The organism is Isoptericola hypogeus, from assembly GCF_039531145.1.
GTDB lineage: Bacteria > Actinomycetota > Actinomycetes > Actinomycetales > Cellulomonadaceae > Isoptericola > Isoptericola hypogeus.
Genome location: NZ_BAAAPM010000005.1, coordinates 257682 through 272420, shown reverse-complemented (window position 1 = coordinate 272420; position 14739 = coordinate 257682). Strand labels below are relative to the sequence as shown.

Here is a 14739-nt window from a genome sequence, read left to right as displayed (position 1 = left end):
GGGTGCGGCGCCGTCGTGCGTCGGGCGAGGCGGGACGTCGCGTCAGCGGCCCTGGTTGGCCACGGCGGCGATGGCGTCCTTCGCGGCCTCGGGGTCGAGGTACGTGCCGCCCGGGTTGATGGGCTTCAGCGTCTCGGTGTCCAGCTCGTACACCAGCGGGATGCCGGTGGGGATGTTCAGGCCGGCGATCGTCTGGTCGTCGACGCCGTCGAGGTGCTTGACGATCGCGCGCAGCGAGTTGCCGTGCGCCGCGACGAGGACGGTCTTGCCGGCCTTGAGGTCGGGCACGATCTCGCCGTCCCAGTACGGCAGCGCCCGGTCGAGCACCTGCTTGAGGGCCTCCGCGCGCGGGATCGGCTCGCCGGCGTAGCGCACGTCGGCGTCCTGCGAGAACTCGGAGCCGAGCTCGATGTCCGGCGGCGGCACGTCGTAGGAGCGGCGCCAGAGCATGAACTGCTCCTCGCCGTACTGGTCGCGCACCTGCTTCTTGTCCTTGCCCTGCAGGTCGCCGTAGTGGCGCTCGTTGAGGCGCCAGTTCCGCTTGACCGGGATCCAGTGCAGGTCGGCGGCGTCGAGCGCCAGGTTCGCCGTGTTGATGGCGCGGCGCAGCAGCGAGGTGTGCACGACGTCGGGGGCGACGCCGGCCTCCTTCAGCAGGTCGCCACCGCGCGTCGCCTCCGCGGTGCCCTTCTCCGAGAGCGGCACGTCGACCCAGCCGGTGAAGAGGTTCTTGGCGTTCCACTCGCTCTCGCCATGGCGGAGCAGCACGAGGGTGTAGGTCATGGGGACCATCCTGCCTTCTCGGCCCGGCGGGTCGCACCGCCGGGCCGGATCCCGGACGTCAGCCGTCCGTGGGCGCCAGGTCCGTGCGCTCCAGGACGAAGACGGGGATCTCACGGTCGGTCCGGCGCTGGTAGTCGGCGTAGTCCGGGTACGCGGCCACCGACCGCTCCCACCACAGCGCCTTCTCCTCGCCCGTGACCTCGCGGGCGACGTACTCGTGCCTCTCTGGTCCGTCCTGCAGCTCCACCTTCGGGTTCGCGAGGACGTTGTAGTACCAGACGGGGTGCTTCGGGGCCCCGCCGAGGGAGGCGACGACGGCGTACTCGCCGTCGTGCTCGACCCGCATCAGCGGGATCTTGCGGAGCTTCCCGGTCCGGGCGCCGACCGTCGTGAGGACGACGACGGGCATCCCGCGCATCGTCGTGCCCTTCGTCCCGCCGGAGGACTCGTAGAGCTCCACCTGGTTGGCGGCGCGGGCGGACGGGCTGGGTGCGTACTCTCCGGTGATCGGCATGCCCGTTCCAATCATCTGCCCGGGTCACGCATTCCCGGACCCCCACCCAACGTGCCGAACATGTGGTTGCTCGGGGTTGAGGACCCTCAATCCCGGATGTACCGCATGCTCGCGGGACGTCAACGACATGTTCGACGACAGCGTGCTGCCGTCGCCGAGCATGCCCACAGGTGGCGGCGCGACAGTGCCGTCCACAGCGGTGCCGCACCCGGCGGACACCCATGGGGGTGCGGCGTGCAGCGTCGCCCCATGCGTCGCACCGCCGTTCCGCCCTCGTTGCTGCTGCTCGCCCGCCGTCAGGCCGGCCTCGTGACCACCGGGCAGGCACAGGAGCACGGACTCAGCCCGGGATCCCTGACCACGCTGACCCGGGCCCGCACCTGGCTCCGGGTGTGCCGCGGCGTGTACGACGTGCACCTCCCCGACGACGTGCCATGGACCGGTCCCGGCGCGCCGTCGCCCGGAACCGCTGTCGCGTCGCCCGGCTGGCGCACCGCTCGCCGCCGGCTCCGTGCCACGTGGACGGCGCTGCTCGCCTACGGGCCGGACGCCGTGGCCGTCGGCCCGTGCGCCCTGGTGCTGCACGAGGTGGCGGGGCTGCCCACCGGCGTCCGTGCGGAGGCGGCGCTGCCTCGCGGGAGCAACCGGCGCGACGTCGAGCGCGTGTCGTTGCGGCAGTTCGACCACGGGATGCGCACCGTCCCGATCGCCGGGCGACGAGTCGCTGCCCTCGACTGGGCCCTCGCGCAGTCGATCCCCGAGCTGTCGCGGCGCCACGGGCTCGCCGTGCTCGACTCGGCACTGCGCGAGCGCAAGCTCTCGCGTCACGGTCTGGAGCTCGTCCACGACCTGGCCCGCGGCCGGCGAGGGATCGCGTCGCGACACGACGTCTTCGAGCTGGCCGACGGCCGCTCGGAATCCGCGTTGGAGTCGTTCGCACGTCTCGAGTGCATCGACGGCGGCGTCGCGCCCGACACGTTGCAGCTGCCGTTCCTCGACAGGTCGGGGGACGAGCGGGCGCGCGGGGACCTGGCGTGGCGCCTCCGCGGCGGCCGATACCTGGTCGTCGAGATGGATGGCGCCGCGTTCCACGACACCCCGGAGGCGGTGTTCGCCGATCGCGTCCGGCAGAACGGCATCGTCAGTTCCGGCAAGGTTGACCTGCTGCGGTTCACCTTCGACGACCTGGGCGGGATCGCCTCCGAGGTCCGGCGGTTCCTGGCTCGACACCGCTGAGCCCGAGCATGTGGTTCGTCGGTCTCGAACATGCGGTTGATCAGGGATTGGGCCAGCGAAACCCCGAGGAAGCACATGCTCGGCGGGAGGGGGACCGTTGGGGGAGGTCTCAGAGGCGACGGGCCTGGTGCACCTTGGCGGCCTGGGCGTAGACATCGAGCATCGCGGAGGCGGCGGTGTCCCAGGAGAACCGCTCGCTCGCGCGGCGCGCGCCGGCGGCGAGCCGTTGCAGCCGCATGTCGTCGGCGAGCAGGTCCCCGAGCACGCGGGCCCAGGTCCACGGGCTGTGGTCAGGCACCAGGACGCCGGAGACGTCGTCCAGCACCACGGTCTGCAGCCCACCGACGGCGGCCGCGACGACGGGCGTCCCAGCGGCCTGCGCCTCGGCCGCGACCAGGCCGAACGACTCGTTGTGCGACGGTACGGCGACGACGTCCGCGGCGCGGAAGTACTCGACGAGGGTCTCGCGGGGCGCCGCCGGCCGCACGACCAGGTGGTCGGTCACGCCCATCTGGTGGGCCAGCGCCTCCAGCTCCCGGACGGCGGTGGGGCGCCCGCTGGCGCCGCCCACCACGACGAGCGCCGGCACGCGCGACCCGCCGCCGTCGCGCCAGGCGTCCGCGGTCCGGCCTTCCGGGGTCGCCTGTCCGGCCGCATGGTCGGCGAGCACGCCGAGCGCGCGCACCAGCACGTCGGGGCCCTTGAGGAGCTGCACCCGCCCCGCGAAGAGCACGATCTGGCGGTCGGTGGGCAGGCCCAGTCGCTCCCGCAGCGCGCGTCGCTCGGCGTCTGCGTCCCGGCCCGGCTGGGGTGAGAGGGGCATGAACGCGTCGAGGTCGACGCCGGGCGCCACGACGTGCACGCGGTCGGGGTCGGCGCGGTACTCGCGCACCAGCTCGTCGGCCTCCTCGCGCGTGGACGCGACGAGCGCGTCGGCCTCGGCGACCACCTGCTCCTCCCCCACGACCCGGCCCACCGGTTCGGGCGTGTCGCCCGGCGCGAGCGCCGCGTTCTTGACCCGCGCCATCGTGTGCATGGTGTGCACCAGCGGCACGTCGAACCGCTCGCCGGCGAGCCAGCCCACCTGCCCGGACAGCCAGTAGTGGCTGTGCACGACGTCGTACCAGTGCGGCGGGCGGTGCGCCTCGGCGCGCAGGACTCCTGCGGCGAAGGCGCAGAGCTGGCCGGGCAGGTCGTTCTTGTCCAGCCCCTCGTAGGGCCCGGCCGCGACGTGCACGACGCGGATGCCGGGCTCGACGTCGACGCACCGCGGCTGGGCCGACGACGTCGCGCGCGTGAAGATCTCGACCTCCGCCCCGCGCCGGGCGAGCGCCCGGGACAGCTCGAGCACATAGACGTTCATCCCGCCCGCGTCGCCGGTGCCCGGCTGGTCGAGGGGGGAGGTGTGCACAGACAGCATGGCGACGCGCGGCCCCGGCCGCCCGGCGTCGGCCGAGCGGGGCTGGGCAGCCGGCGGGGGGTGCATCACGCCTCCAGCACGCAGGCGGGCGGGGTGGGCAGGCGGTGCCGCGAGACGACCTCGCCGGCGCCGGTGGCGAGGTCGATCCGGACCCCGGCCAGCTCGGACCGGCCCTGCAGCGCGACGACGACCAGCTCCGTCCCCGCCCCGGTCTCGTCGGCCCCGTGGCCGACGCGGACGACCGCGTGGTGCCGCGGCCACGCGCCGTCGCCGAGCGGCACGTCGGCGAGGTGCTCCAGCGTCGGCGCGCCGTCGTCCAGGTAGCGGACGCGGTGGACGGCGAGCACGTCGGAGCCCCGCACGCCCACGTGCACGCGGGAGCCGTCGGCGCTGAGCGTCACGTGCGCGGCGAAGTCGGAGCCCGCGTCGGCGCCCGCGCACACGGGGGTCGACGACGCCGGCGCCCAGCCGTCGCCCTCCCGCGAGAGCACGTGGACGCGGGCGTCGAGCTCGCCCACCACGACCAGCGAGCCGTCGGGCAGCTCGACGAGGTGCCGCGGCCCGGTGCCCGGGGGAAGGACCGCCGCGATCTCGCCCTCAGCCCCTGCGGCCGCGCCCGCCGCCGGGTAGCGCCGCAGCACGTCGGCGCCGAGGTCTGCGACCAGCACGTGGTCGCCGGCATCGGCGACGAAGTGCGCGTGCGGCCCGGCCTGCCGGTCCGCGACCGGCCCGTCCCCGGCTCCGGGGTGGGTGGCGACGCTCCCGGCGGCCAGGTCGCCCGTGGCGGGGTCGACCGCCACCGACGACGCGACGCCGTCGCCGTAGTTCGCGACCCACGCGTCGCCCTCGCGGGCGAGCACGTGGCACGGGTCGTCGCCGCCCGTCGGCACAGAGCCCGACACGGCCGGCACGGGCATCCCGTCGGGCCCGGGCTCCTCGAGGCGGAACGCGGTGAGCGTGCCCGCCGAGGTCTCCGACACGGCGTACAGCGTGCGGCCGGACGGGTGCAGGGCGAGGAACGACGCCGACGGGAGCGTCGTCGCCAGGCGTTCGGAGCGCACCGAGCCGTCGGCGGTGTCGACGGCGACGTACCAGATCCCTTCCCCGCTGCCCGGGGCCGCCCCCGGTGCGGGGTACGTGCCGATCCACAGGGGCAGGGTGGTCGCGTCGGTCATAGGTCCAGCCTAGGACCGTGACGACGCACGCCCCGGCCGGAGGTCCCGGCCGGGGCGTGCGTCGTGAGCGGTACGGCGTGCGACTACGTCAGTGCGCGGCCTCGTAGGCGGAGAGCACCGAACCCGGGATGCGGCCCCGGTCGCTGACCTTGTGCCCGCTGTCGCGCGCCCACTCGCGGATCTTGGCGAGCTGGGCGCGGTCGGTGGTGGTGCGCCGGGCGCCGGACGTGCGACCCACGGACGCGGCGCGACCCGACGTCTTGCGACCGTGCCCGATCCACGTGGCGAACGCGTCACGCAGCTCGGCCGCGTGCGCGGACGTGAGGTCGATCTCGTAGGTGACACCGTCGAGAGCGAACGTGACGGTCTCGTCCGCCTCGCTGCCGTCGATATCGTCGATCAGGACGATCTGCTGCTTCTGGACCACGCTGGCTCCTCATCCGTCGAATTCCGCGTGCATTCTGAACAATGCCTATGACGGAGAGGATTTGTCAATCCGAAGTTCTCGGCGCGGCCGCATTATCGCGGGGAGAATGTCCCCTAACGGCCCGCCCCATCGGCCTGCTCGCGCTCCTCGGCGTCCATCCGGTCGAGCGCGAGTCGCTCGTTCCGGTCGGCGCGCACGATCTTGCGCATGGCGAGCCAGAACAGCAGGCCGACCCCGACCGACGGAATCAGGGCTGCCAGGACGGCGAGAAAGTTGTCCATCGATATCGTTCCGTTCAGAGCGTCGGCTTGACGAGCGGGAAGAGGATGGTCTCGCGAATTCCCAGCCCGGTGAGCGCCATGAGGAGCCGGTCGACTCCCATTCCCATCCCGCCGGCCGGGGGCATCGCGTACTCCATCGCCTCGAGGAAGTCCTGGTCGAGGGCCATGGCCTCGTCGTCGCCCGCGGCCGCCAGCAGCGCCTGTGCCTCGAAGCGACGGCGCTGGATCACCGGGTCGACCAGCTCGGAATAGCCGGTCGCGAGCTCGAAGCCCCGCACGTACAGGTCCCACTTCTCGACGACCCCGGGCACGGTGCGGTGGTCCCGGACCAGCGGCGACGTCTCGACCGGGAAGTCGCGCACGAACGTCGGGGCGTGCAGGGCGTCGCCCACGTGGTGCTCCCACAGCTCCTCGACGAGCTTGCCGTGGTTCATCTTCTTCGGGTCGACGGAGATCTCGGCCTTCTCGGCGAGCGTCACCAAGTGGTCGACCGACGTGGAGGGGGTGATCTCCTCCCCCACCGCCTCGGAGAGCGAGCCGTACATCGTGATCTGGGCCCATTCGCCGCCGAGGTCGTACTCCTCGCCGTCGGGAAGCGTGACGACGGTGGTGCCGAGAATGTCGCGCGCCGCCGTCTGCACGAGGTCCTGCGTGAGAGCGCCGATGGTGTTGTAGTCCCCGTACGCCTCGTAGGACTCGATCATCGCGAACTCCGGCGAGTGCGTGGAGTCCGCTCCCTCGTTGCGGAAGTTCCGGTTGATCTCGAAGACCTTCTCGACGCCGCCGACGACGGCGCGCTTGAGGAAGAGCTCCGGCGCGATCCGCAGGAACAGGTCGATGTCATAGGCGTTCATGTGCGTGGAGAACGGGCGCGCGGAAGCGCCCGACGCCACGGTCTGCAGCATCGGCGTCTCGATCTCGAGAAAGTCGCGGCGGTGGAAGTTGTCGCGCAGGGAGCGCATCACGCCGGACCGCAGCCGCACCATGTCCCGGGCCGCGGGGCGGGCGATGAGGTCGACGTACCGCTGACGGACCCGGGCCTCCTCGGACAGGTCCTTGTGCAGCACCGGGAGCGGCCGCAGCGCCTTGGCCGCCATCCGCCACTCGTCGGCGAACACGCTCAGCTCCCCGCGGCGCGACGCCCCCACACGGCCATGCACGTAGAGGTGGTCGCCGAGGTCGACGTCCGCCTTGAAGGCCGCCAGCGACTCCTCGCCGACATCCTTCAGGCTGAGCATCGCCTGCAGCCGGTTCCCCTCGCCGTCCTGCAGCGTGACGAAGCACAGCTTGCCGGTGTTGCGCAGGAAGACGACGCGCCCCGCGACGCCCACGACGTCGTCGGTCTCCTGGCCCGCCTCGAGGTGCCCGTACGACTCGCGCACCGCGGCGATGCCGTGCGTGACCGGGACGCTCACCGGGTACGCCTCCGCCCCGCGCTCGAGCAGGCGTTCGCGCTTCTCGCGGCGGACGCGCAGCTGCTCGGGGAGGTCGTCGGCGGGCACGGCAGGGTCGGGGTTCTGCGGGGAGGTCACCCGACGATTCTACGGGCGACCCACCTCACACCCGCCGCGCTCCCTCGCGGCCGGTAGCGTTGCGCACCGTGAGCGTGACCGACCCGCACCGCGACCTGCCCGTCTTCGACCAGCCGTCCGCCGTCGAGCCGGGCCTGGACCCCGCGTGGGTCGCCCGCGCGGTGGCGACGGCGCTCGAGGAGGACCTCGGCCCGGCGCCCGGTCGCGACGTGACGACGCAGGCCACGATCCCGGCGGAAGGCACCGGGACGGCCGACCTGGTCGCCCGCTCGCCCGGCACCGTCGCGGGCCTCGTCGTCGTCGCGGAGACCCTGCGGCAGGTCGCCTCGCGGCTCGGCCTCGTCGTGCCGACCGTGACGTTCCACGCCCAGGACGGCGACGCCGCCCGGCCCGGTCAGGTGCTGGCCTCGCTCGCCGGGCCGGTCCAGGTGCTGCTGGTCGCCGAGCGGACGCTGCTCAACCTCGCGTCGCGCGCGTCGGGCGTCGCGACGGCGACCGCCGCCTGGGCGCGCGAGCTCGCCGGGACGGGCGCGCGGGTGCTCGACACCCGCAAGACGACGCCCGGGCTGCGGGCCCTGGAGAAGTACGCCGTGCGCGCGGGCGGCGGCACCAACAAGCGCATGGGCCTGTACGACGTCGCGATGGTCAAGGACAACCACGTGGTCGCCGCCGGCTCGGTGCGCGGCGCGGTCGAGGCCGTGCGGCACACCTTCCCGGACGTGCTGATCCAGGTCGAGGCGGACACGACGACGCAGGCGCTGGAGGCGCTCGACGCCGGCGCAGACTTCCTGCTGCTCGACAACATGCCGACGCCCGTGCTCGCGGCGACCGTGACCGCCGTCCGCGACCGGCAGGGCCGCGACGCCGTCCCGGCGCACGTCGAGCTCGAGGCGACGGGGAACCTCACGCTGGACCGTGCCCGCGAGGTCGCCGAGACCGGCGTCGACTACCTCTCGGTCGGCGCGCTCACCCACTCGGCGCCGATCCTCGACCTGGCGCTCGACCTGCGCGCCTAGCGCTGCGAGAGAGTGCCGTCGTCGTCGAGGGCGAGGGCGACGCGGCGCTCCCAGGCCGGTTCGGGGGCCGGGAAGTCCGTGCGGAAGTGCCCGCCGCGCGACTCCGCGCGCAGGGCGGCGGCGCGCACGAGCGCCGTGGCCACCTGGTGCACGTTCGTGGTCTCCCACTCGGCGGCCTGCGGGCCCGCCACGACGTCGCTCGCCCGGTGCGCGTCGGTCCGCACGTCCGCGAGCGCCGCCGCCGCCCGCCCGAGGGACTCCGCCGAGCGGACCGGGCCCGCGCCGTCGGACGTCGCCCGCTGGATGCGCGAGCGTGCCGCCGCCGCGACCAGCGCCGTCGGCCCCGGGCGGTCGACGGGCTCGGGCGCCGTCCTCGGCCCGCCGTCGTCGTAACGCCGCGCGACGTCGCGTGCCGCGCGGTGCGCGAAGACCAGGCCCTCGAGGAGCGAGTTCGACGCGAGCCGGTTGGCTCCGTGCACGCCCGTGCACGCGACCTCGCCGACGGCGTACAGCCCCGGCACCGACGTGCGCCCGTGCAGGTCCGTCACGACGCCCCCCGAGTGGTAGTGCTGCGCGGGGGCCACCGGCACCGGCTCCTCGGTCCAGTCGATGCCGTGGTCGGCGAGCCGCGCGGTGATGCTGGGGAACCGGCGGCGCAGGAAGCCGGCGCCGAGGTGGCGCGCGTCCAGCAGCACGTGGTCGGCGCCCGTGGCGGCCGTGCGCCGCACGATGGCGTGCGCGACGACGTCCCGGGGCGCCAGCTCGGCCAGCTCGTGCTCGGCCGGCATGAAGCGGTGGCCGTCGACGTCGAGCAGCAGCGCGCCCTCGCCGCGCACGGCCTCGCTGATGAGCGGCTGCTGACCCTTGGCGCCCAGCCCGAGCCAGAGCACGGTGGGGTGGAACTGCACGAACTCCAGGTCGCCGACGGCGGCGCCGGCGCGCAGCGCGGCCGCGATGCCGTCGCTTGTGGCGCCGGGCGGGTTGGTCGACGAGCGGAAGACCTGCCCGACGCCGCCCGTGGCGAGCACGACGACGGGCGCCAGGACGGCGCCGACGCCGTCGCGCGTGCCCGCGCCGCGCACGTGCAGGGTGACGCCGGCGACGGGCCTGCGGGGTCTCGACAGGCTCGACCGGCGGTCGGGCGCGCCGGTGAGGACGTCGAGCACGAGCGCGTTCTCGATGACCTCGATACCCGGGTCGTGCCGCACGGCGTCGATCTGTGCGACGAGCGCGCGGGAGATCTCCGCCCCGGTGGCGTCCCCGCCGGCGTGCGCGATGCGGTCGGCCCGGTGCCCGCCCTCGCGGGTGAGGGCGATGCCGCCGTCGGGCCCGACGTCGAACGACGTGCCGCGCGCGACGAGCTCCCGCACGCGGTCCGGCCCCTGCGTGACCAGCACGCGCACCGCAGTGGGGTCGCTCAGCCCGCCGCCCGCGACGAGCGTGTCGGACAGGTGGGCTTCCGGGGTGTCGTCGGGGTGCAGCGCGGCCGCGATGCCGCCCTGCGCCCACACCGTCGAGCCCGACGAGAGCTCGCCCTTGGTGACCAGCAGCACCCGTGGGACCCGGGTGCGCAGCTCCAGCGCGGCCGTGAGGCCTGCGATGCCGGACCCGACGACGACCGCGTCGGCGGCGGTCGTCCAGCCGGGGGCTGGGGCGGCGAGGGCGCGGGCGAGCCGCGGCGGCGTCACCGGGCCGTCGCCGGGTCGGGGCGACTCAACGCACGGAGGCGAACGGCAGCCCGCTCGCCTGCAGGCCGTGGCCGTCGGGCACCTGGCCCGGGTCCTCGCCGGTCTCGACGATGCGGTTGTCGGAGTCGACGAACACGACGTTCGGCGAGAAGGTGCGCGCGTCGGCGTCGGACAGCATGCCGTAGGCGATGATGATGACGACGTCGCCGGGGTGCACCAGGTGCGCGGCCGCGCCGTTGATGCTGATCTGGCCGCCACCGGGCTCCCCCGGGATGACGTACGTCGTGAGGCGGGCGCCGTTGGTCACGTCGACGATGTCGACCTGCTGGCCGGGCACCAGGTCCGCGGCCTCGAGCAGGTCGGTGTCGACCGTGACGGATCCCACGTAGTGCAGGTCGGCCTGCGTGACCGTCGCCCGGTGGATCTTGCCGATCATCATCGGGCGCTGCAGCGACGCCGGCCGGGCCGCACGGGCGCGGGCGCGCTCGGTCGAGCGCTCGAGCTCCCGGTCGAGCGCCGGGTCGAGCCGCGACGAGTTCGAGGGCTGGTCAGTCACGGGGTGCCTCCTGACCTGCGGCGTCGTCCGGGGTGCCGGACCCTTCGGGGGCGGCGACGACGTCCACGGCCTGGTTGTCGATCAGTCGGGTGGTGCCCACGCGCGCCGCCACCAGCAGGAGGGCCGGGCCGCGGTGGTCCGCGGGCACGGCCTCCACGGTAGCCGGGTCGACGAGCGCGAGGTAGTCCACCACAACGCCGGGGGCGCCGTTGAGGATTCCCGACGCGGTCGCGAGCGCGGCGCGTGCCCCACGCCCTGCCGCGGCCTCGTCGGCGCCGCCGCGCAGCGCCCGCGAGAGGGCGAGCGCGAGCCGCCGCTCGTCGTCGGACAGGTAGGCGTTGCGCGACGACATCGCCAGGCCGTCCGCCTCACGCACGGTCGGCACGCCCACGACGTCGACGTCGAGGTCGAGGTCGCGCACCATGCGGCGCACGGCCAGGAGCTGCTGCGCGTCCTTCTCGCCGAAGAGCGCGACGTCGGGCCGCACCAGGTGCACCAGCTTGAGCACCACCGTGAGGACGCCGTCCAGGTGGCCGGGACGGAACTCCCCCTCGAGCACCTGGCCGACGCGGCCCGCCGAGACCCGCACGATCGGGTCGCCGTCCGGGTACACGACGTCGGGCGTGGGGGCGAACACGAGGTCCGCGCCCGCGGTGGCGAGCTTCGCGACGTCGCCGTCCAGGTCCCGGGGGTACGCGTCCAGGTCCTCGCCCGCGCCGAACTGCAGCGGGTTGACGAAGATCGTCACCACGACCTGGCCGGTGGCGCCGGCCTCCTCGCGCGCCCGGCGCACGAGCCGCAGATGCCCCTCGTGCAGCGCGCCCATCGTCATGACGACGGCACGCCGGTCGGTCGGCTCCGCCCCGGAGATCGCCCACACGGCGAGGGCGTCGCGCAGTGCGTCGCGCGTGCGCACGACGGCGGGGGAGGTCGGGGTCTGGTCGGTCACGGTCGTTCCTGGTTCTCGTCGGGGGTTTCGGGAGTCTCGACGGGCTCGACCGGCGGACCTGCCACCGGAGGACGTGCCGCCGGCGGGGCCAGCGCGTCGAGCAGGGCACGGGCCGCGCCGTCGTCGATCCGGTGCGCGGCCAGGGCGCGTCGCGTGGCGGCGCGGGCGAGCTCGGCGTACGACGCCGCGACGTCGGTCGCGCCCGTGCCGGCGCCGAGGCCGCCCAGCGCGTCCAGATGGGTGCGCACCGTGCCGACGTCGCCGCGCGAGACGGGGCCGGTGAGCGCAGCGATCGCCCCGGGCCCGACGCCCTCGCGCACGTCGGCCGCGCGGGCGGAGCCGTCGAGCGCCGCGCCGAGGAGCGGCGCGAGCACCCGGCCGGGACGTTCGATCCCCGCGGCCTCCAGCGCCTGCGCGGCCTGCGCGACCAGCACCACCAGGTGGTTCGCGCCGTGCGCGAGTGCGGCGTGGTACAGCCCGCGTGCCGCCTCGTCGACGATCACGGGCTCGCCGCCGACCTCGACCACGAGCGCCTGGCCGATCGGCTGCACGGCCGCCGGCGCCGTGACGGCGAACGTGCAGCCCTCGAGCCGGTGCAGGTCCAGGGACGTCCCGGTGAACGTCATCGCGGGGTGGATCGCGAGCGGGATCGCGCCGGCAGCGCGCGCGGGCTCCAGGACGGCGGTGCCGAACCGCCCCGACGTGTGCACGACGAGCTGCCCGGGCTGCCACGCCCCGAGGGCCGCGAGCCCGGAGACCACGTCGGCGAGCGCGTCGTCCGGCACGGCCAGCAGCACCAGCTCCGCCCGCTCGACGACCTGCTGCACCTCCAGGTGCGGAACACCGGGCAGGAGCGTGGCGATGCGTTCGCGCGACGCGTCGCTCACGCCGCTGGCGCCGACGACGGCATGGCCGGTGGCGCGCAGCGCGCTGCCGAGGACCGCGCCCACGCGGCCGGCGCCCACGACGCCGACGCCGAGCCGGCCGGGGCGCGAGCCGCCGTGCCCGCCCGCCGGGACGCTCATCGGGGGCCCTCCATCCAGCGCTCCGGGCCGGCGTGCGCCCGCGCCGCGCGGGCGCGCACGGACTGCTCGCCGAGCAGCCGCGCGGCCTCGTCCGCGTCCAGGTGGTGCACGGCCGGGCTGATCGGCCCGGGGGTCGAGTGCAGCGCCACGGACGCGAGGTGCCGACGACGCTGCCACGGGCCCTGGTCCAGGCCGAGGGACTGCGTGCGCTCGTGCGGCACGACCTCGAGCCGCCGCACGAACCGGCCCCCGCGGGCGAGGAGGGCGCGGCCCGTGACGGCGTAGCCGTTGCGCCGCCAGCTCCAGGGATCGAGAAGCCGCGCCCGGTGCGGGCTGGTGACGAACCACCGGTCCGTCCGCGCGTCCCCGGTCAGCGCCTCGTCGAGCAGCGCGAGGGTCTCGTCCGCGTCGCCCGCCTCGAGGTCCGGCAGCACCAGCCACAGTGCGGTGAGCGCCTCGGAGCGCGGTCCCACCGGCAGCAGGACGCTCTGCGACTCGGCGTTGCCGCCCTCGCCCACGCCGTAGCCCGCGACGTTGACCCGCACCCGCCACCAGTCCGGCCCCCGCCACCACGGCCCCTGCGTGAGCGAGACCGCCTGCACGCGCCCCGGCGGGATGGTCTGGGCGCGCGTCTCGAGCAGACCGTGGCGCAGGCGGATGCCGTCGGGCGACAGCGCGGCGCGGAAGCCGAACTCGCCCGCGAACCGCTGGAACATGTAGCCGCCGACGCCGAGCACCGCCGGCGCCGCCGACACCAGGATGCCGAAGTTGCGGGTCAGCGCGACCGCGACGCCGAGGCCGACCAGCAGCAGGACCGACAGCCACAGGCCCGGCAGCCGCAGCAACGACCGCAGCAGGCGCGATGGCGGCACCTCGTAGACCTGCCGCTCCGGCGCCTCGGGCGGCGCGTCGAGGTCGTCGTCGTCCCCGTCGGACGGGGCCCTTCCGGCGGTCGCGCTCCCGTCTTCCTCGGCCGGTCGGAGGGTCGAGACCCCGTGAGTGGCCTCGACAGGCTCGACCGACGCGGACGAGGTCTCGACAGGCGCGGCCGTCTCGACCGACGAGGGCGTGGTCTCGACGGGCTCGACCGGCGCCGTGGTGCGGCGCGCGGCCTTGACGCCCGCGGCACGGGCGAGCAGGTCGGCGCGCAGCCGCTGCGCCTCGGACTCCTTGAGGAAGCCGATCGCGACGCCGGAGTCCGAGCCGCCCGCGACCTCCAGCCGCAGCTCGGCCAGCCCGAAGAGACGGGCGAGGAGCGGCTGGCGCACGTCGACGGCCTGGAGCCGGTCGAGCCGCGCGTGCCGCTGCTGGCGGAAGAGGATCCCCTTGCGCAGGTGCGCCGCGTCGTCGTCCACCGCGTACGCGGTCATCCGCCAGGCCAGCGCGGCGTAGCCGAAGACGATCCCCACGAACGCCACGACGACGAGCAGCACGATCCACCACAGGCCGCCGATCTCGCCGGCCGCCCGCAGCAGGCCCGCGACGTCGTCGAGCACCTGCTGGCTGCCGATGACCAGGACCGCCACGATCGCCGCCCAGCCCCGGACGAACGGGGTGACGGGGTGGACGCGGCGCCACCTCAGGCCGGCGTCGGTCGGGCCGGCCGGTGCCGGTGCGATCACAGCCCCGCCAGCCTCGCCTCGCCGCGGGCGGTGAGGCGGTCTCGCAGCCGCTCGGCCTCGTCGGGGACGAGGCCGGGGATGTCGGCGTCGGTGCTCGCCGAGGCGGTGTGCAGCTGCACCTTCGCGATGCCCAGCTTGCGGTCCAGCGGACCCGCCTCGACGTCGACGAACTGCATCCGCCCGTACGGCACCACGACGAGCGAGCGGAACATGATGCCCTTGCGGATCAGCAGGTCGTCGTCCCGCTCGGCGTACCCGATCGCGCGCACCTGGCGCGGGATCAGCAGCACCCCCCACACCAGCAGCGCCGCCGGCACGCCGGCGAGCAGCCAGAACCACAGGGAGAAGAGGACGGCGAGCACGGTCCCCGCGACGATCGGCACCGCGGCGACCGCGGTCGACGAGATCAGCTGGGCCTGGATCAGGCGCGGGGAGACTCCCTGCCACACCACGTCCGGCGGGTCGAAGGGGCCGGACGCCGGCGGGCCCGGAGTCGGGATGCTGGTCATGGCCCC

The 14739-nt window shown here is 74.8% G+C and carries 15 protein-coding genes; 2 read left to right on the top strand and 13 right to left on the bottom strand.

Annotated elements, in window-relative coordinates; genetic code table 11:
• Positions 1 to 42: 42 nt before the first annotated feature.
• Positions 43 to 783, bottom strand: coding sequence for a phosphoglyceromutase (locus ABD254_RS13950; RefSeq protein WP_344249023.1), 741 nt, complete (start codon positions 781 to 783; stop codon positions 43 to 45).
• A 58-nt stretch (positions 784 to 841) separates the two neighbouring features.
• Positions 842 to 1297, bottom strand: coding sequence for a nitroreductase family deazaflavin-dependent oxidoreductase (locus tag ABD254_RS13945; RefSeq protein ID WP_344249022.1), 456 nt, complete (start codon positions 1295 to 1297; stop codon positions 842 to 844).
• A gap of 249 nt (positions 1298 to 1546) precedes the next feature.
• On the opposite strand from ABD254_RS13945, the gene ABD254_RS13940 reads away from it, so the two are divergent.
• The gene (locus ABD254_RS13940) at positions 1547 to 2533 is read left to right on the top strand and encodes a type IV toxin-antitoxin system AbiEi family antitoxin domain-containing protein (protein WP_344249021.1); all 987 of its coding nucleotides are present in this window, start codon (positions 1547 to 1549) and stop codon (positions 2531 to 2533) included.
• Positions 2534 to 2642: 109 nt separating this feature from the next.
• Here the strand turns inward: ABD254_RS13940 and mshA are convergent, their stop codons facing one another.
• The 5 genes from mshA to lysS all read right to left on the bottom strand — a co-directional run bounded on the left by mshA (position 2643) and on the right by lysS (position 7368).
• Entirely contained in the window at positions 2643 to 3953 is a 1311-nt protein-coding gene (gene mshA, locus ABD254_RS13935) for a D-inositol-3-phosphate glycosyltransferase (RefSeq protein ID WP_425553811.1), read from the bottom strand.
• Between the two features lie 65 nt (positions 3954 to 4018).
• Positions 4019 to 5128: a lactonase family protein gene (locus ABD254_RS13930; protein ID WP_344249019.1), complete on the bottom strand. Its 1110-nt coding sequence runs from the start codon at positions 5126 to 5128 to the stop codon at positions 4019 to 4021.
• 88 nt (positions 5129 to 5216) lie between these two features.
• Positions 5217 to 5555 carry a histone-like nucleoid-structuring protein Lsr2 gene (locus ABD254_RS13925; RefSeq protein WP_344249018.1) on the bottom strand — a complete coding sequence of 113 codons (339 nt, stop codon included), beginning with the start codon at positions 5553 to 5555 and terminating at the stop codon, positions 5217 to 5219.
• 113 nt (positions 5556 to 5668) lie between these two features.
• Entirely contained in the window at positions 5669 to 5836 is a 168-nt protein-coding gene (locus ABD254_RS13920; protein WP_344249017.1) for a hypothetical protein, read from the bottom strand.
• A gap of 14 nt (positions 5837 to 5850) precedes the next feature.
• Positions 5851 to 7368 (bottom strand): lysine--tRNA ligase, encoded by a 1518-nt coding sequence (gene lysS / locus ABD254_RS13915; protein WP_344249016.1) that lies wholly within the window; start codon positions 7366 to 7368, stop codon positions 5851 to 5853.
• 74 nt (positions 7369 to 7442) lie between these two features.
• On the opposite strand from lysS, the gene nadC reads away from it, so the two are divergent.
• Entirely contained in the window at positions 7443 to 8384 is a 942-nt protein-coding gene (nadC, locus tag ABD254_RS13910; RefSeq protein ID WP_425553810.1) for a carboxylating nicotinate-nucleotide diphosphorylase, read from the top strand.
• Here nadC and ABD254_RS13905 read toward each other — a convergent pair.
• From ABD254_RS13905 to ABD254_RS13880, 6 genes are all read right to left on the bottom strand, one after another.
• Positions 8381 to 10072 (bottom strand): L-aspartate oxidase, encoded by a 1692-nt coding sequence (locus ABD254_RS13905; RefSeq protein ID WP_344249014.1) that lies wholly within the window; start codon positions 10070 to 10072, stop codon positions 8381 to 8383. The two genes, nadC and ABD254_RS13905, sit on opposite strands and share 4 nt — an antisense overlap.
• A gap of 25 nt (positions 10073 to 10097) precedes the next feature.
• Entirely contained in the window at positions 10098 to 10511 is a 414-nt protein-coding gene (gene panD / locus ABD254_RS13900) for an aspartate 1-decarboxylase (protein ID WP_344249312.1), read from the bottom strand.
• A gap of 109 nt (positions 10512 to 10620) precedes the next feature.
• Entirely contained in the window at positions 10621 to 11577 is a 957-nt protein-coding gene (panC, locus tag ABD254_RS13895) for a pantoate--beta-alanine ligase (RefSeq protein ID WP_344249013.1), read from the bottom strand.
• A complete protein-coding gene (locus ABD254_RS13890) occupies positions 11574 to 12602 on the bottom strand; it encodes a Rossmann-like and DUF2520 domain-containing protein (protein WP_344249012.1) in 1029 nt (342 codons plus the stop codon). Before ABD254_RS13890 ends, panC begins: the two co-directional genes overlap by 4 nt.
• Positions 12599 to 14224 carry a PH domain-containing protein gene (locus ABD254_RS13885; protein WP_344249011.1) on the bottom strand — a complete coding sequence of 542 codons (1626 nt, stop codon included), beginning with the start codon at positions 14222 to 14224 and terminating at the stop codon, positions 12599 to 12601. Before ABD254_RS13885 ends, ABD254_RS13890 begins: the two co-directional genes overlap by 4 nt.
• Positions 14221 to 14733 (bottom strand): PH domain-containing protein, encoded by a 513-nt coding sequence (locus ABD254_RS13880; RefSeq protein ID WP_344249010.1) that lies wholly within the window; start codon positions 14731 to 14733, stop codon positions 14221 to 14223. The genes ABD254_RS13885 and ABD254_RS13880 overlap by 4 nt, the downstream gene beginning before the upstream one ends.
• Positions 14734 to 14739: the final 6 nt, after the last annotated feature.